The sequence below is a fragment of the Bacillus salacetis genome, assembly GCF_049177075.1.
GTDB classification, from domain to species: Bacteria; Bacillota; Bacilli; order Bacillales; family Bacillaceae_B; genus Rossellomorea; species Rossellomorea salacetis_A.
This window is the reverse complement of record NZ_CP185377.1, coordinates 3,992,959-4,011,927: the sequence shown is the minus strand read 5'-3', so window position 1 is coordinate 4,011,927 and position 18,969 is coordinate 3,992,959. Positions and strand designations below refer to the sequence as shown.

General features: G+C 42.9%; 10 protein-coding genes. 3 read left to right on the top strand and 7 right to left on the bottom strand.

Going from position 1 to position 18,969, the window contains the following annotated elements; genetic code table 11:
• Positions 1 to 157: 157 nt before the first annotated feature.
• The gene (locus ACOJQI_RS20705) at positions 158 to 727 is read left to right on the top strand and encodes a hypothetical protein (protein ID WP_421381661.1); all 570 of its coding nucleotides are present in this window, start codon (positions 158 to 160) and stop codon (positions 725 to 727) included.
• A 727-nt stretch (positions 728 to 1,454) separates the two neighbouring features.
• On the opposite strand, the gene ACOJQI_RS20700 is transcribed toward ACOJQI_RS20705, so the two are convergent.
• From ACOJQI_RS20700 to ACOJQI_RS20675, 6 genes are all read right to left on the bottom strand, one after another.
• Positions 1,455 to 3,119 (bottom strand): M4 family metallopeptidase, encoded by a 1,665-nt coding sequence (locus ACOJQI_RS20700; protein WP_421381659.1) that lies wholly within the window; start codon positions 3,117 to 3,119, stop codon positions 1,455 to 1,457.
• A 750-nt stretch (positions 3,120 to 3,869) separates the two neighbouring features.
• Entirely contained in the window at positions 3,870 to 5,702 is a 1,833-nt protein-coding gene (locus ACOJQI_RS20695; protein WP_421381657.1) for a diguanylate cyclase, read from the bottom strand.
• Positions 5,703 to 5,876: 174 nt separating this feature from the next.
• Entirely contained in the window at positions 5,877 to 6,443 is a 567-nt protein-coding gene (locus ACOJQI_RS20690; RefSeq protein WP_421381655.1) for a DUF5317 domain-containing protein, read from the bottom strand.
• Between the two features lie 667 nt (positions 6,444 to 7,110).
• On the bottom strand, positions 7,111 to 7,962 hold the full coding sequence (locus ACOJQI_RS20685; RefSeq protein ID WP_421381653.1) for an N-acetylmuramoyl-L-alanine amidase family protein: 852 nt from the start codon (positions 7,960 to 7,962) through the stop codon (positions 7,111 to 7,113).
• 1 nt (position 7,963) lies between these two features.
• The gene (locus ACOJQI_RS20680) at positions 7,964 to 9,100 is read right to left on the bottom strand and encodes a YARHG domain-containing protein (RefSeq protein ID WP_421381651.1); all 1,137 of its coding nucleotides are present in this window, start codon (positions 9,098 to 9,100) and stop codon (positions 7,964 to 7,966) included.
• 142 nt (positions 9,101 to 9,242) lie between these two features.
• The gene (locus ACOJQI_RS20675; protein WP_421381649.1) at positions 9,243 to 9,791 is read right to left on the bottom strand and encodes a DUF4240 domain-containing protein; all 549 of its coding nucleotides are present in this window, start codon (positions 9,789 to 9,791) and stop codon (positions 9,243 to 9,245) included.
• An 811-nt stretch (positions 9,792 to 10,602) separates the two neighbouring features.
• Here ACOJQI_RS20675 and ACOJQI_RS20670 point away from each other — a divergent pair.
• On the top strand, positions 10,603 to 16,080 hold the full coding sequence (locus ACOJQI_RS20670) for a pullulanase (protein WP_421381647.1): 5,478 nt from the start codon (positions 10,603 to 10,605) through the stop codon (positions 16,078 to 16,080).
• Positions 16,081 to 16,390: 310 nt separating this feature from the next.
• Positions 16,391 to 17,497 carry an acyltransferase family protein gene (locus tag ACOJQI_RS20665; RefSeq protein WP_421381645.1) on the top strand — a complete coding sequence of 369 codons (1,107 nt, stop codon included), beginning with the start codon at positions 16,391 to 16,393 and terminating at the stop codon, positions 17,495 to 17,497.
• 89 nt (positions 17,498 to 17,586) lie between these two features.
• On the opposite strand, the gene ACOJQI_RS20660 is transcribed toward ACOJQI_RS20665, so the two are convergent.
• Positions 17,587 to 18,729 carry a HupE/UreJ family protein gene (locus tag ACOJQI_RS20660; RefSeq protein WP_421381643.1) on the bottom strand — a complete coding sequence of 381 codons (1,143 nt, stop codon included), beginning with the start codon at positions 18,727 to 18,729 and terminating at the stop codon, positions 17,587 to 17,589.
• Positions 18,730 to 18,969 lie beyond the last annotated feature (240 nt).

Genomic DNA, 18,969 nt, shown 5'->3' with positions numbered 1-18,969 from the left:
TTAAGTCTTCAGTTACCTTATGGGCAGGAAATAGGTTTGATCCCACTAAGGGAAGTGCCGGGGGAGTTAATAGAGGTGTTCGATAGTCAGCAGGGTATACTCTGCTTCAAACATATGGTAAACACTGGTATAATGGTCACCGGAAAGGAGGGTGGATATGTTATACAATTTGGTCTTATTTTTACATATTATTGGTACAGTTATTATGTTTATAGCAGTTGGTATGACGCTTACAGCGATGGTGGCCATGTTACATACAAAGAACAATGAATCCCTGCGGGAGTGGTCCTCCTTGGCTGTTAAACTGGATGGCCTGTTGCCTTTCAGTGTCATTTTAGTATTGTTCCCAGGTCTTTATCTCGTGTTTTCAACTTGGGGCTGGGAGAAGGCATGGGTTAATTTCTCACTTGCAGCTCTCATTTTAATGACGGTGATGGGACCAATCATCAATCTGCCGCGGTTGAAATTGATTCTGAAAACAGTAAATGAAGAGAGAGGCAGTATTCCTTCTGCGGAGATAAGGGCCAAAGTCATGGATCGCACGCTTTGGAATTCGGTCCTCATTATGACGATGCTGCTGGTTGGGATCTTGTTCCTTATGACGGTTAAAACAGGCATGATTGGGTCTGTTGTAACTCTCGCAGCAACTGCGTTTCTTGGAATCTTCGCTGCAAACCTTTTGTTAAAAAGAGCTGTAGCTATAGGCTCTAAGAAAACGGCTGCTTAAAACTAAAAAAGGTGACACCCATAATTGATTGGGTGCCACCTTTTTTAGTTGGTCATCGGTAAGCCTTTCCGTCCCTAAAGTGTCTTGAGAAGGATTCTAAAGGACATTAGCTTGGTTTTTCTAATCCGAAAGTGTCTTGCGAGCGATTCTATAAGACATCAACACTCTAATTCTGGCTCAAAAGTGTCTTTAGGCCAGTTCTAAAGGACATCAGCTGGCCTTTTCCAGCCGGAAAGTGTCTTGAGAAGGATTCTAAAGGACATCAGCTGGCCTATTCCAGTCCGAAAGTGCCTTTAGAGCGATTCTATAAGACAACAACTCTCCAAATCCATCAAAAGTGTCTTTAGAACTGTTCTAAAGGACATCAGCTAACCTTTTCCAGCCGGAAAGTGTCTTGAGAAGGATTCTAAAGGACATTAGCTTGGTTTTTCTAATCCGAAAGTGTCTTGCGAGCGATTTTAAAGGACATCAACTCTCTAATTCCGGCTCAAAAGTGTCTTTAGAACTGTTCTAAAGGACATCAGCTGGCCTTTTCCAGCCGGAAAGTGTCTTGAGAAGGATTCTAAAGGACATCAGCTGGCCTATTCCAGTCCGAAAGTGCCTTTAGAGCGATTCTATAAGACAACAACTCTCCAAATCCATCAAAAGTGTCTTTAGAACTTTTCAAAGGCACTCCGATCTTCTCAACTCAACCCGCGTCCCGCACCGAGTGTCCCGATCTAACCCTTTACTCATTAATGCCGACTTTATCAAAACCGCCAGCTGCTGCTGCAACTTCAGTGCTGCCTTCACCATAGATATCCGTTGCTGACTGGATGATAGCTTCTCGGGCATCACTGAAGTCAGAGGTAGGTGTTAGATAGACAGTAAGCGCACGGTAATAGATTTTACCAAGTTTCTCACGGCCGATATCCTGTGCAGTCAAGTAAGCTGCATGGTTGATGATGGAGGAGTTAATGTGAACTCCGCCGTTGTCCAATTTAAGAGGCAGGTCATAGAATTCATCCATATGGGATGGGTACATGCCATCGCCGTTTCCATACGGGACATAATCTGCGCCAACAGGGTATTTACTAGGGTTGATTAAGCTTCGAAGTGATTCTCTCCCATCCGCTTTTGCAGCCGGAGCCATGATGTCTTCTCCGATTTCCCAATCAGAATCATCAATTAAAGCCCCGAAAATATCTGAGAAGGCTTCATTTAATGCGCCTGATTGGTTTCGGTACTTAAGGTTGGCAGAATTGGTAGTCACTCCATGAGTCATCTCATGAGCAGCTACATCCAAGCCGGCTGATAGAGGAATAAAGAATTCACCATCCCCATCGCCGTAAACCATGTAAGTGCCGTTCCAGAAAGCATTATTATAATTTTCTCCAAAATGGACTACCGACCGGATTGGCATTCCGTTGTCATCAAGAGAGTTCCGCCCATGTTCATTTAAGTAATAGTCATATACTTTTTCAGAATTGAAATGGGCATCTACCGCAGGTTTATCGTATTCATCCTTAAAGGACGCGTCTTTACCGGAGAATACACTTAAATAGCCGGTACTATTATCGTAATCATACGTAATAATCCGATCCAACCCTTCATGGCTGAAATCAACTAAATTAAATACAGTGCCCGAATGAGCATCCTTCGTACGGGTCACATGCAACTCCCGGAGGTCTCCCAGCACCCCTGTACCGACACCTTTTTGCGTCTTCAGTTCATCTGCATGCATTATGGCATTGTACTGGTCGATCACTTCACCCGACTCTGCGTCAACGAATACGAACCAGTTACCAGGGGAGTCTCCAAGGAAGTTTACATTTACCTTGTATGCCAGCTGGTTCTCGCCATTGAATGGGTAGATGACAAGATCGGCTGTTGGCATCTGATCGAGAATATCTGGGGAATCGACGGACGATTTAGCTGTTGCCAAGGCTTCTTTGACCGAAACAGAAGGGGTGGTATCGATAGTACTTTCTTCGACTTGCTTATTGTGAGCTCCATTTACTGCGGTGATTTCATTATTTTTGTTGTAGTGTACGATGACTTCTGTCCCTTCGACCGGCACGCCATTTTTTGTTTGATTAAAACGGACATGGGTCATGCCAAGTTCATCTTTTTGAACCTTTTTAAGTTGAAGTTCGGCCTTTGGATTCTTGATCTTCACTTTTGATTTGTTTTCTTGAAGAAAGTTGAGGGCGTCACTGGTAGTCGCGGAACTGCGTTTGGCAGCTTGTCTTTCTTTTACAAACAGCGGCACATTGGCTTTTTCATTCCACTGCTTTACTGTTTGCTGAGATGCTTGTTTATCCGGTTGTACCGCCAAAACGCTGCTGTAGGGAAGAGATGCAGAAAGTAATGTAGTGGTGATGACTAGTGGGGCAATAAACTTCTTTTTCAAAATAGAATTCCTCCTTTATGTAAGTTATTTACCATTATAGAGGGCAGCAAGTCCTATTTCATGATTATTTAGAATTATCTTACAATTAAGGGTGAACGGTGTTAATATTCCTATTAATCCATTAATTTAATAAATTTCGGCATCCGAAGTAGTTAATAGTAACTAATTTATGGAAAAGTTTAACTCTAACTCTTGAAAAGTACTTTAGGCGAAAAGACCTAATTGGGTCTTTCGGCTTAAAGATATGATTGGTCTTATCAGAGAAATAAAATCTCGAATATTAACTTAATTGATTAAGTGACCAAGGATATTTAAAATAAGGGAAGAACTTTCCGTTAAACTGTAGAATATAGCTGGGGAGGGGGAAATAAGGGAAGGTTTTTCCGTTAAGCATAGTTAAGTAGTCCAATTTTCATCTTTTTTAAGTCAATAGCAGAAAAATTTTCCTTTATTTAACCTATTTTCCCCGACATTTCTTCTATAAGGGAAATTTCTTCCCTTATAGTGTAATCTCATCCGGCTGGTCCCTTTTTATGGTGTAGTGGGACATGAAGCAGGAATCGATTATTTAACAAGCTGGATGCGTCAGTTGCAGAACAAGTGATTATAAAAACGCAGAGGATTAAAACCTCTGCGTTGTTGTCTAAGAGAATGTGATTTACCTTGGTACGATTCTGCTCTTCTACTTCAAAAACGAACTACTTACATAATAGTGACGCTCTCTTTTAGACAACTGACCTGTCCAAGTTTCTACACGAGGACAGCTTCTTTCTCGCTTGCCAGTTTGTCAGCATAGTTGTCTTCAATCATCTTGATGAAGGGTTCAACATATTCCGGATCGAATTGGTGGCCAGCGCAATTTCGAAGTTCCTGGATTCCTTCTGAGAAGGTTTTGGTTTTCTGGTAAGGCCTTTCGGTGGTCATCGCATCGAAGGAATCAATGATACAAAGGATCCTTGCCAGTTTTGGGATGTTTCTTTCTTTTAACCCGTATGGATAGCCTTTGCCGTCGTACCGTTCATGGTGAAGCTCAATCAAAGGGAGCAGTTCATCGTATTTTTTAATAGAGGAGATGATCTCTTTTCCGTAGATGACGTGCTTCTTCATCATGTCCCATTCATGGGCGTCCAGTCTGCCTTTTTTGTTAATGACATCGCGGGGGATTTCAAGTTTCCCGATGTCATGAATCAAGGCACCCAGGATCAGTGACCGCCGTTCTTCACTGCTGAGCTGCAGCTTCTCGCTTATACCCATGGCATATGAGAATACCCGTTTGCTGTGCTGATAGGTGTAAATATCCTTAGATAAAAAGATTTGCAGCTGCTGTTCGAGGGCATCGATTTCTTGCGCATATTCCATTCCCTGAGGATAGATATTATCTTCCTTATAAACCTGGATAGCGTTTTTTCCTTGTGCTTTTGCATGGTATAGCGCCTTATCTGCTTTGGATAGAAGTTCGGATGAGCTGTATGTGCCTTTTTCGTATTCTACGATTCCGCCGGAGAATGAAATGCAGCCCAATGGCGACGTTTCTATACCAGGAAAGTACGTATCATTGATTTCTTTTCTGATTTTATTCAAAAACGTGAAGGCTTCGCGTTTGTCCAGACCAGGCAGAATCAGTCCGAACTCTTCTCCACCGTATCGTGCTGCAATATAAGACTCGTCTCTTGTTTTTTCACACATGAACTTTCCGAAAAATTTCAGCAGCTCATCTCCCTGAATATGTCCATTCGCGTCATTGAATTTCTTGAAATCATCCAAGTCAATCAAGGCAACACAGAAGGGATCTCCTTGGTTATCTGACAGCATTTCATCTAATCGCAGTTTGAAGTGCCCGTGGTTGTAAAGCCCGGTAAGAAAATCCATCTTGGCTTTTGCTTCTTCTTCTTTATATAAGTTAAAGAAATTTTTGAACGCAAAAGATAGCATGATCGAAAGAGCCAGGAATAAGAAGATACCGAAAATAGGCTGCTGGCTGATCAGTATTGTCAGCACAAGCGACAAGACCAGAGTACTAAGGTAGCTGGTAAAGGCTTCTTGCAGAATCTGCTTTTGTGTAGCCGTCCTGATAATGGTTTTGAGCGAAGGCTTCTGGGCCAGGTAAAAATAGAACCACATAATCCCGACATTCAATGAGAAGTAGACGGTCAATGCAATGGAATAAGGCATGATGTTGGAAATTTCCGTTTCTCCTACCGAGCCTCCGGTAAAGATGAAAACATAGTATGTTGCAATCAACATGACGGAATAGTTGGCAAAGTTAAATAAGTGTTTCCACCATTCAAGCTTAAATCGTATCAACAGAAACACTAAACTGCTGAGGCCAAGGGCAATTAGAGGGAGTTTAAGCCCAAACAAAAAAAGCCCTGCTAAGTATATTGAGGAGTCCATTGAAAGGGTATTACCCGAAAGAGGGATGATAATATTGAAGTGATTTAATAGCAATACTGCTCCAACAAGTGTATAAATGAACACCCAATTCGATAATTCGTTTACTTGCGGATTAAGGTGATAAAGATAAAGAACAGTACCCGCCAGGCAAACAAACGCAATATAGACATTTTGAATTTTAAATTTCATCTTGATCACTCTCACGAAAAAATAATAAGGGCCGATCCTCATAGGAGAAGATCGGCCTGTGTGCTTTTTACCAGAACTTCCATCCAGAAGTTAGGGCAACAACAGCTGAACCGACAATGATAAGGTTAATGATAGCATTCTTTGTTCTGTTTTTCATTATAAATTCACCTCCTTTTAAGCAGCGTTTGTGGTAAGTTTATCTTTCTTTCCAACCATTATGGATTGGATGAACAGGAAGGCGCCTATGTTCATTACAACGTCACCGATGCTGATGGCCTGCTCGCGCGGATAAGGCGCAGATAGAGGAATGATGTCCCCTAAGTAAGGCAGCAGCGTGGACTCCGTCACAAGTGTGTGTTTTGCGTACAGGGCATTCTTGGTCGCTTCCATGTAGGCTGGATCAATGACAGAAGCAGCATCCATGGAAACCGGCATTCTTCCGCCATTCAAAGCCATCACGACAAAATTCAACAGGACGCCGATGAAAATGATGGTGAAATGGGGGTGGTCCCGATTCAGCCAAAGAAAAACCAATCCAACGACATACACGGCCATAAATGAGAGATTACTATACTGACCAATTAACTCTACCTTATTTTGAAAGTAGAAAATGCCCACTTGAATAAGCAGCAGCAAGGGGAAAATCCACCCCATCTTAAACCTCAGATCGCCAAATCTCTTGAAATTGCCTCCGCGAATGAACCCGACAATGACTGCAAATAATATCCCATCAAAAACCATATATGTTCCTCCGAGTTGTACGTTAAAATTTAACGCTGATACAATAGTTCATACGAAATAGTGTAAATCTATTATAACGAAATTACATTGGAAGAGTTTAGTATTTTTGGATAATTATAATAAAATGGTTAAATATACCTATGAACAAAAAAGGTGAATTAAAACGTACAGGGGGGAAAGGTGATGATTCAATGGTTCAAAAAGATAACAAAAGGGTCCAAATGTGCTATTTGTAATAAGAATCCCAAAAATGCAGCTTACTACTATACTGATAAAGGAAAAAGAGTGAAGGTTTGTTACAAATGTGTTCCTTATGCAGAGAGGCGGGCGTACAGGAAGGTATAGAAGGGAATGGACCAATTTATCGTTGAAGAAATATAAAAATGGACTATTTAAGCAGGGAATGGACCAAAGTTTAGAGGGTGAAGCAAAGATTTGGTTTGTTCTTTAGAGAAATAGACCAAAATTCATTGGGTGAAGCAAAGAATTGGTCTATTCTCTGAGGAAATAAACCAATTTTTAGCTGCTGATTTCAAAACATGGTCTATTCCAGGAGGAACTGAACCAATATTTTTTTCTAAGAAGTAAGAATTGGTCTATTTAATAAGTTGGCAACTGCAGGTAACCGACCCTAGTATCGCAGCGGCAGTAAAACAAAAAAGGCACCCTACTGAAGCAGAGCTCCTTCACGATAGACTTCAAGGCCGTTCACGATACCTTTCACCAACTCCATTTGGTATGAGGGATCAGATAGGTTTTCATCCTCTTCAGGGTTAGTCATGAAACCAAGCTCTATGAGGGTTACAGGAACTTCTGACCAGTTAAATCCGGAAATGTCCTCCCGAAAAGTAATGCCTCTCGCGTCAGCCTCGGGAACGAATTTTACCTCATTAAAGATAGAGTTGGAAAGCTTTACGCTGTCTTCAAAGATTGCTTTTGTATAAGGGCTGTTCTTGGAAGGGGTCAGAATATGAAACCCTCGAACACTTGGATCATTTGCGCCGTCCGCATGCATTCGGATGAAAACATCTGCCTCATTTTCGCTGGCCAGTTGGGCTCGCTCCCGGTTGCTTAAGTTGACGTCATGGCTCTGCCGGGTGAGGATTACCTCGAACCCCTCCTGTTCAAGCTGACTTTTCAGTAGATTAGAGATTTCCATAACCAGTACATACTCCGGTTTGCCAGTTGAGACGCCCGTTGTTCCTCCGCTCACTTTGATTTTAGTTTCTGCTGCCCCCGGCCCTATGGGTTCATGTTCAAGGTTTGCCTTTTCTTGATGGCCGGGATCAATACAAACGAGAAACTTTTTATCAGAGTAAGAGGGGAGGGCCGGAACTTCTTTTCTGGGCGTAAGTTTTTTTGTTTCTTCTATTATATCGAATTCTTCAACTGCCTCTGTTTTGTTTGCTGGTAAAACCTCTGCTTCATCCGGCTGTTTTGATGGCTGCTTCTCGATGCTGGAATGGTAATACAAAACACTGGCCATAAATAATAGAACTACATATCCTGTTTTTTTCAAATCAGCGTTCCTCTAATCTCTTTATTAAAGCCACGTTATGCTTTTCTACATCACTCAGCGTCCCGTCAAAAGCAGGATCTGGTGAATACCAGGCCTTCGTTGAGAAATACTCTTGTAAGTCTGCGGATTTAAACATATATCCGTGGCGAGCGAAGATTTCATTCCTTGCTAACCGGAGTCTTGCTTTATCATCTGCGAAAGGGATGTCAGCCTCAGCCAGCGGATATCTACTGCTGTCTGGTAAAATAATGTCTTTCTCTTCATTTGCACCAAACACTCTTTCATTTAAAATCAGTGTGTAATTTGCTTTATTGAAGCCTCCTAAAACAGGAATGGAGTATCCACAGGAACCTGAAAAGTTCATCAAATCCTCCGAAGGAAGTGTTTTAGGATGGGCGCCCACACATTGATCACCAACATAAACACTCCATTCTTTACCTGATCTCGTTCCGGCATCATCTACTATTTCGTAAACTTTTTTTGCCCAGGTTTTGAGTACGTCGATCTTTCCTTGATCATAAAGGTCGAACAATCCCTGTAGGTCTTCCGCCGGTATATCCACCGCCATAAATCCTAAGCCGTCTTCTTCGCTGTGTCCTTGCCATGTCAATGAGATATCTCGGCTTGAAGTAGGGATTTTGATCTCATTTAATTTGGTTATTGCATCAGTTAGATCATCCGCAGGGTGAGCCGAATTAACTGCTGTTGTCGCTGCTGTTGCTTCGTAAGTTTCTTCCTCTTCTGATTGTATATCGGCTGTGATGGTGGTCTGGGTATCGGTGTCTGTAGGTTCTTCTTCTTCTTTTTCAACGGGCGGTGGAGGGGGTTCATCAGGCGGCTGGGTTTCTTCCGGTTCAGTTTTTTCTGCTTGGACCTGACTTGGCGGGCTGGCCGCCTTTTCTGCTTCAGGTTTGGCTCCCATGAAATATTTTCCGGCAAAAAATGCACCGATAATGAATATGGAACAAATAAGGACAATCTTAAAGTTTAATGATGAACTCGCGGGCTTTTGGTACCGGGTTTTCTGTTCAATCTCTTGGCTTTTTGGTGTGGGGGAATGAGCTGTTTGTCTGCCGCATCCATTACAGAATAGCTGGTTCTCTTTTAATTTCTTTCCGCACTCCTTGCAAAAAAGCATAAAAGGCAAACCTCCTCCTCAAGTCACAGGTCTTTTGATCTATTCATTATATGGAAGGAATTTCAAATTATTCGCCTTATAACAGCAAAGGGACGGTCATCTGTTTCATTTTAATTGAAACAAATAACTGTCCCTTTCGGCATCATCCCAGCGGATCTTCTCCAAACCTATTCCACAACTGCGGAAACATCTCTTCTAAATCTTCTTCTTCCCAGTCTAATTCTATATCATCTGCAGGCTTCAGGCCTTTGCTGTCAAGCGCTTCTAAAAATTCGTCGTACAATTCATCGTTCCACTCTGTATCGCCGGTCTTGTTCAACGTGTAAGCATCAAAGCCGGAGGAAAGGATATACTCATTTTGGGGAAATCCTTCTTCGTCCAGATTGTCTTCATCGATATATTGAGCAAGGAATTCCGGGTTATCCATCACCCTTTGATAGACTTCTTCACCTTGTCCAATGAGCCAACCCCTGAAATAATCAAAAGCATCATCGGAGCATCCACCCATTAAAATGTAGGCTGCTGCCCATAAAGAAGACTGGTAGCTATTATTCATAAGTGTCTGGAAATGAAGTTCGAAGTCCAGGATCTCACTGAGTTCTCTCTCGCCAAGTACCTCCGTCAGCCATTCTGCTTGCTCCTCGTGATCTTTTGATTCTTCTATTAAACTCCAAAATTGTTTGTTATCCATGTTGGTTCCTCCGTTTTGTGTTTTTGTATTGGATTTGAATGAACTATTCCATAAGCTGAAGTGGAAATCCTGCTTTTTGAAAAATTTACATTGCCTTTATTTATGAAGTCTCAATATAGAAAGGCAGTATTCTATTGGAAAGCTATTTTATGTGACGTATTCTAACTCACGCATACAATTGGATATGATTTCAGTTGGAAAGGAGGGAGTATTCAAACACTAGACCACTATTCGAGCTGATTTCAGTTGGAAAAAGCGAGTATTCAAACACTGAAGCACTACTGAATAGGATTTCAGTTAGAAAAGAGCGAGTATTCAAACACTAAAGCATTATTGGATGTGATTTCAGTAGGAATAGAGGAGTATTCTAACACTACAGCACGATTGAAGATGATTTCAGATAGAAAAGAGGATGTATTCCAACAGGAAACAATTCCTTGCCCACTATTTCAGTTAGAAGAAACTACGTTGCTAGCTCTATCTCACTATTCCTTACCAATTTTATTACAAGGAAAAGTCTTTTCTCCTTCACTCAAGCGAAGGGAGAAGAATAGTCTTTCACCCTGGGGAAAAACAGGCTATGGTCCAAAAATACTATCTTTCCAAAAAATGTTGATTAGTCAAAAAATTCATAGTAACTTATTATATAAGTAGTATGATAGCGTTTGCATAAGAGGAAAGTCCCGTGTAGTTGAGGTGGAGAAGATGTTTTGTGCAATTTTGCGCAAACGGTTTCACAACTGCACTTGTTTTTGTGTATTTGTGCAAACGGTTTCACACACTGACAATCAAACAAAGGGAGGAAATAGGTATGCAGAGGAACAAGTCTCAAAGAGTTATGGCCATCTTTTTATCTTTAATTCTTGTCGTTTCCATGTTCGCGGGGTACATACCGGCAGCAAAAGCGCAGACTGGAGACCGTTCTGTCAGCTTGTCATATGAGCGGGCTGATAAGGACTATGAAGGCTGGAACCTGTGGGTTTGGGGAACAGGGGTCCAGGATGACCAGATTGATTATACAGAAGTAAAAGACGGAAAGGCGATTTTCAATATCGCGGTAAGTCCTGATGTGGATCAAATCGGTTTCGTGCTTAGAAAAGGTACGGACTGGTCGCAGAAGGATGTTAATGCTGACCGTTTTATTACGTTAAATAAAAACGATCCTATCACAAAGGTTCATGTTAAGAGCGGGGTCATGGAATTCAAGACAGTTCCCGACGGCTCTGGTCCGGTAGTTGAGGATGGAAATGCAACATTCTTTTTCCGTGACAAAGATTTATACAAACAAGACGCCATGGGTACAGTGGAAAAAGTCGAGCTTGAAATTCTTGGCCAGCGCCATGAAATGCAATTCCAACCGGAAAATGAACATTTCAGTTACACGGTTAACGACCTTCCAGAAGGTGAACATACTTATACTTACTTTGTAACAGTGGACGGGGTTACGAGTGAAGTCACCGACCCTTACAATACGGTTGACGGAAAGTCCACAGTCACATACCAAGTGGCAGACTTCCAGGTGACAGGAACAACCAAGCCGGCAGCAGTCAGCTACAATGAAAATGCTGTCGTGACGGTAGATCTTGGAACGGACGCCGAGGTTGCTGTCCGTGAAATGTATATGGATCTGACTGCCATCGGGGGAAAAGAAAAAGCTGCTGTTGATCCTGAGCTAAAAGAATTGGCAGTGGCGGTTGACCAAAACATCACCACTGGTGTGAAAACACTGCCACTTACAGTTGTAGACCAATACGGAAACAGCCATCAGGGAGAAGCATCCCTTGAGGTGAAGGCCCGCACGTTTACGGGTGAGGAAGCGGACTTTGATTGGGATGAATCGATCATCTACTTCATGCTGACCGACCGTTTCTTTGACGGCGACAGCTCCAATAATGATCCTTATGGAATCGGCTATGATACTTCCAAAATGGGAACCTATCAAGGCGGGGATTTTAAAGGAATCACAGAAAAGCTGGACTATCTTGATGAGTTGGGCATCAACACGCTTTGGATCAGCCCGATCGTTGACAACATCAATTACGATGTAAGAAATAGTACTCCAGATACACCATACTATGCTTACCATGGATATTGGGCGGACAACTTCGGCCAACTGAATCCTCATTTTGGTTCAATGGAAGATTTCCATAGGCTGATTGACGAGGCGCATAACCGCGGTATCAAAATCATGGTGGACGTTGTGTTGAACCATACGGGTTATGGGTTGAAAGAAAGTGATGCGGGAACAACGGGCATCCCTAACTTCCCAACGGATGAAGACCGGGCCCGGTTTGACGGTATGCTTCGTCCTGGCGGGGATGATACAATCCGTGGGGAAGTTGCAGATCTTCCGGACTTCCTTACAGAAGAATCCGCCGTTCGTGACCAGATTGTCCAATGGCAGACAGACTGGATTGAAAAGTCCAAAACAGCAAACGGAAATACGATAGACTACTTCCGTGTCGATACGGTAAAACATGTTGAAGATACAACATGGATGAAATTCAAGAATGAGTTAACGAAAGTCAAGCCTGATCATAAAATGATCGGTGAATATTGGGGAGCAAGTGTTGATGATGACGGCGGCTACCTGAATTCAGGCATGATGGATTCATTGCTGGATTTTGATTTTAAAAATTTGGCGAGTGATTTCGCCAATGGAAGCTTGAATGCGGTCGAGTCTGAGTTAGAAAGCCGCAACCAAGAAATTTCCAATGATGCTACCCTTGGACAGTTCCTGGGAAGCCACGATGAAGACCGATTCCTGGAAGCAGTGGAAGGCGACCTTGGGAAATATCAGGTGGCGGCATCGCTTCAACTGACGGCTAAAGGACAGCCGGTCATCTATTATGGAGAAGAGCTAGGCCTTCCTGGTAAAAACAATTATCCATATTATGATAACCGTCAGAATATGCCATGGGATGATGTAGAAGGAAACAAAGTGCTATCACACTATCAAAAAGTACTGAATTTCCGAAATGCCTACACAGACATTTTTGCCAAAGGAGAGCGCAGCAAAATCGCGGGCTCTGACAGCGAGCAGTATCTTGTTTTCCAACGAAGCTATAATGAAGAAAATGCTTACGTTGCGTTGAACACAGGAGCTGCAGCGAAAGAAGCATCAGTCAATTTCGGTTTAGCTGACGCAGTGGTGACGGATCATTATTCTGATAAAACGTACACGACATCTTCCGACGGAAAAGCAAGCCTCACCATTCCTTCAATGGAAGACGGCGGGACAGCGCTATTAACGGTGGAAGGCGGAGTCCCTGTCGAGGAACCTGGCGATGCTGGTGAAATCGGCGAAGATACACTGCGCATCCATTATCAGCGAACTGATAACAGCTACGAGAACCTTGGCGTTTGGTTGTGGGGAGACGTTGCGGCACCTTCTGAAAACTGGCCGGCAGGCGGAACGCTGTTTGACGGTGTGACAGAGTACGGTGCGTATGTCGATGTCAAAATCAATTCTGATTCAAAAAATATCGGTTTCCTTGTTTTAAATAGAACAAACGGTGAAAAAGACGGCGGAGATAAAACGATCGAATTATCTTCACCTGACATGAATGAAATCTGGGTTGAGCAAGGATCTGACGAAGTGTTTTTATATGAACCAGCAGACCTTCCTGAAGATACAATCCGCATTTACTATGAGCGTGAAAACGGAGACTACGACGGATGGGGGCTTTGGAACTGGGACGATGTCGCGGCACCATCTGACGGCTGGCCGAACGGAGCAGCCGACAAAGCGGGAGCAGGCAAGTTCGGTGCGTATTACGACATCAAGCTGAAAGAGAATGCTTCTAAAATCAGCTTCCTGTTTGTGAACAAAAACACCGGTGCCCAGACCAAAGACATGTCATTTGAAATGCTTGACCAATATAACACGGTATTTGTAAAAGAAGGCGAGGATAAGGTGTACACGAACCCTTATGGAACAGTAAAACGTGCGCTTCTTTCAGGCGAGGCCCTTTCCGACGAATTAATCAGCTTAACTTTTACCAAAACGGAAGGGTTAACAGTCGAGGAACTGAAAGAGAAGATTTCTGTGAAAGACAAAGATGGCAGTGATGTCGCGGTTACAGACATCTCACTGGAAGGTCCTGAGAAAATCAACCTTCACGGCACATTCGATATTGAAAAGCTTCCATATACAGTCACGTACGCTGACCGCTCCATAACCGTCAATTCCGGCTGGAAGCTGATCGATGAAATATACGGCTATGACGGAGAACTTGGCGCAGAGCTTCATAAAAATGGTTCAGCGACGCTAAGGGTTTGGTCTCCAAAAGCGGATGATGTTTCCGTTGTCCTCTATGATAAAAAAGACCAGCATAAAGTGGTCAAAACAGTGAAGATGGAAAAAGGCGACCGCGGTGTTTGGTCCGTGACTCTTTCTAAGAAAAATACGGGTGTCCAAAATCACAGAGGTTACTACTATCATTACCAAGTCACTCATGGCGAGGAAACGAAATTGGTATTGGACCCTTACGCTCAGTCCATGGCAGCTTGGAGCAGCGAGTCCGGCGATCCTGTCGGAAAAGCGGCTATTGTCGATGTTTCAAGGGTGGCACCGAAGCTTGATTTTGCCGACATTCCAGGCTATGAAAAGCGTGAAGATACCATCATCTATGAAGCTCATGTTCGCGATTTCACATCCGATCCGAACATCGCAGATGAACTCCAGCACGAGTTCGGTACCTTTGCCGCATTCGTCGAAAAACTGGATTACATTAAAGAACTGGGTGTCACGCACATCCAGCTGCTTCCGGTGATGAGCTACTATTTCACCAATGAGTTTGAAAAAGATGAAAGAATGCTTGAGTATGCCTCTACAGAAACGAACTATAACTGGGGCTACGACCCGCAGAGCTATTTCTCTTTAACAGGCATGTACTCAGAAAAACCTGAGGATCCGGAAAAGAGAATCAAAGAGTTCAAGAAGCTGATCAAAGAGATTCATAAGCGTGACATGGGTGTCGTCCTTGATGTCGTCTACAACCACACGGCACAGGTTTCCATTTTTGAAGACCTTGTACCAAACTATTACCACTTCATGGATGCAGACGGCACGCCAAGATCCAGCTTCGGCGGCGGACGTTTGGGCACGACTCATAAAATGTCCAGAAGAATCCTTGAAGATTCAATTATGCACTGGGTCAACGAATACAAAGTCGACGGCTTCCGCTTTGATATGATGGGGGACCATGACGCGGAAAGCATTCAAAGAGCATTTGATAAAGCGAAAAAGGTCAACCCGAATCTTGTCATGATCGGAGAAGGCTGGAGAACGTATGCAGGAGATGAAGGCGAGCCGGTAAAAGCGGCTGACCAGGACTGGATGAAGGACACAGAAGCGGTCGGAAGTTTCTCCGATGAGTTCCGTAATGAACTGAAATCAGGTTTCGGAAGCGAAGGGCAGCCGAGATTCTTGACGGGTGGAGCAAGAGACATTGGGCAGATCTTTGACAATATCAAAGCCCAGCCGCATAACTTTACTGCCGACCAGCCTGGCGATGTCGTTCAATACATTGCGGCTCACGATAACCTGACGCTGTATGATGTTATCGCACAATCAATCAAAAAAGATCCGGATGTTCCGGAAAACAACATGGAGATTCATAAGCGGATCAGGATTGGTAACGCCATGGTACTGACTTCTCAAGGTACGGCATTCATCCACTCCGGACAGGAATACGGGCGGACGAAACAGTGGAGAACGGAAGCGGAAACGGCTCCATACAAGTCTACTCATATGACAGACGAAAATGGAAAGCCGTTCAAATATCCGTACTTCATCCACGACTCATACGATTCGTCCGATATTATCAACCGATTCGATTGGGAAAAAGCAACGAACGAAGAGCTGTACCCAATTAACAATGTAACAAGAGAGTACACTTCAGGATTGATCAAGCTGCGCCGTTCAACGGATGCGTTCCGGTTAGGCTCAAAAGAATTAGTCGATGCGAACGTCACGTTGCTTGACGCACCTGAAATCAAGGACCAGGATTTACTGATTGCCTATCAGGCCAAAGCAACTAATGGCGATGTGTACCACGTGTTCATTAACGCAGATTCTAAGTCGAGAAATTTAACGCTGAACGAAGACCTGACTGGTGCGGAAGTGCTGGTGGATCAGGATGAGGCGGGCGTGAAGGAAGTTTCCAAGCGAAATGGATTCAGCTTGACCGCCGGCGGAATTTCCATCGAGCCTTTGACTACTGTGGTGGTGAAAGTGGGAGAGAGCAGCGGGAAGAAGCATCCTGGTAAAGGGAAAAAGAACTAGTTAGTCAAAGGGTCACCTCTATTCTGAGGTGGCCATTTTGATTGTGGATTTTTGCCGGTTTTTGTCTGTTCGCCGAAAAACATTGGGGAATCGCCGATAAAAGATGAAAATCGCTGATAAAGCATCCGGAAACGCCGATAAATTCCGAAAATCGCCGATAAAACAAACTAAACCGCCGATAAATCCCAAGGAACGACCGCACACTGGAAACAACCCTTCGACACAACGAGTCAAAATTCTTTATAATGAACAAATAATGTATTATAATGAATGATATTGAACGCTGATTCTTCGAAGGAGTTGAGAGAGATTGAGGAAACGATTGGTGTTAATTCAATTATCGAGGGCCCTCGTCCCGGTTATGGTCATGTTGTTTCATGTTTCGGTGAATATGAATGGTTATTGGAATTATAATTTACTGGGCTTATCTTCACTGCCGATTTCAGGAGGGGTAAATTATTTCTTTGCACTGTCGGGATTTATGTTGTTTTATATTTATCAAAAGAAACTAGGGCAGCCGCGCCATCTAAAGGGATTTATGCAAAGCCGGTTTGTCCGGATTTATCCTGTTTACTTTGTTCTGACGCTCATTGCCATTCCGGTACTCATTTTCTTTCCGTACCTCGGTGTCGGGTATGAAATCAACTACAATACGATTGTTCATTCTTTCCTGCTCATACCAGAGGTGGATGGAGTAAAGCCTGTCTTGGATGTTGCGTGGTCTCTGGTTTATACGGTCTATTTTTATTTCATCTTCATGATCATGTTTTCTTCAAAGAAGATCTTATCTACTATCTTTTTGACTGTATGGGCCATGGTGTCAATCGGTTTCGCATTTAATGTTATATGGTCTGAACATTTCATTCCATATTTTTTCTTCTATCAGTATAATCTTATCTTTCTTGGAGGAATGCTCTGCGCCTATGCAGTGACATGGTTCCGCCCGTCCATGATCGTGTCAGCTGCGATGGTCATCATAGGACTCGCCGGTTTTCCGCTTACGTGGCTTAACTACCTGCACCCTGTTTTGAATAATAACTATTATGATTTATATACAGGGCTATCATCCCTGTTCATTATCTATGGTTTAGCGTCGATTGATATGAAAAAGGAAATAAAGATTCCAAAGGCCCTCAACTATCTGGGGAATGCTTCATTATCAATCTATCTGGCCCATAATCTTGTCCTTAATACATTTTCAGAGATTTTCAGCAGACTGAATGTTTTTTATACAGCAGGACCAGTCGTGACAAGTATAAGCCTTTTGGTGATCATCACGTTCTTTGGCTGCCTCGTTCATTCCTTTATTGAAAAGCCATTAACGGGTAAACTCAAAAACTTAATCATCAAAGATAAGCCATCTGTTCCAGAAGGCAGCCAGCTCCTTCCAGGAAGCAAAGCTACTCAAGCTGTATAAGGGGGGAATTTGAATCCGCAACCAACCGTCCCGCAAAAAAAGCCAGTTTCTCTATTGAGGAGAGAAACTGGCTTTTGGTAATTAGTCACTCACAATCCAAATACGCGCTGAACCAGCCAGAATGCTCCGACAATGGCAACGAGCAGGGATGTAGAATAAATGAATTTGGTGTTGAACTTCTGCTTTTGCAGGTAGATGATAATCGGTAATACAACAGCAACAAGTGCCAGCTGCATAACTTCGATTCCCAGATTGAAACCGAGTAGTGAAGCAGCGAACTCTCCCTTTGGAATATCCACTTCCTGAAGCAGTCCTGCAAAACCCAGCCCATGGATCAGGCCAAAACCGCCGGCAAGTATCCATCTGTGAGATACTTCTTTTTTAAAGATATTTTCAATTGCGACGTATACGATGGACAATGCAATGATACTTTCTACCAATTGAGATGGAAGGTTAATGATATCCAAAAGTCCAAGAGCGATCGTGATACTGTGTCCAACCGTAAAGGCTGTTACAACGCCAATAATATTTTTAACCGTTTGTTTTCGTAATAACAAGACGAGTAAGAACAATAAATGGTCATATCCCGTCAAAATGTGGTGGATCCCAAAGCTGAAAAAGGATCCAAAGGTCGACTCCCCTTTTAGTTCCTGACCTGCAGCCTGTCCTTCACCACTTGGGGCAGCATCTTCCTGAGCTATATAGTTTCCAGTTACGAGAGTAGCCCATTCCCGGTTATCAGCTTGCAGGACAAGCTGGCTGACATCTTTTCCATGTCGTACAGTCAGGAAGTTAGCGTAACGGGTGTTGTTATCTTCAATATAAAATTGGTCATTAAGTGACAAAGAGTCACCTTCTGATACACCAGGGTAAGAGAGGGTCATTGTAACGAATTCCTTATGATCTTCTTTCTCTTCCATATGCCAATTTTGCAAACTTCCTTCTATTACTTCTCCATTTGCTTTTAGAACCAAGTTGGATTGCACCCATTCCACGATGGAATCCATTTTGCTTTCCAACTCTTCCTTTTCAATATGAGGCTCATCAGACTCAATGAATTCAATGATAGAAAGTGTGTCGATGGAAAATTGCACTTTTGTCTCATCCGATGCAGGTGTAATGGTTGTGAAGCTTGCGCTGTATGGATGGGCAAATGCTGTATTTGAGCCTAAGGGCAATACCATCAGGACTAAGGTCATCACTAATACAAAGTTAATAGATAATTTCTTCATTTTTGCACCCCTTCTATTTAACTCACAAATACTAATCTACTACATTCCGTAAAGTATGTCTCTGTAATTTTTTTGGTTAAAAGTACCACTAAAGAGCAAGAATTAGCACCAGCACTGTTATGAAAGGGTTTTCAAGAGAGAACGGTAAAGTTTCTGTAATGGATTTGTAAATCTTTGAAAAATTTTGTAGAAAACAGTCGGGCAGTAAGGTATTATCTAATTGTTGTGCAATTTTACAGA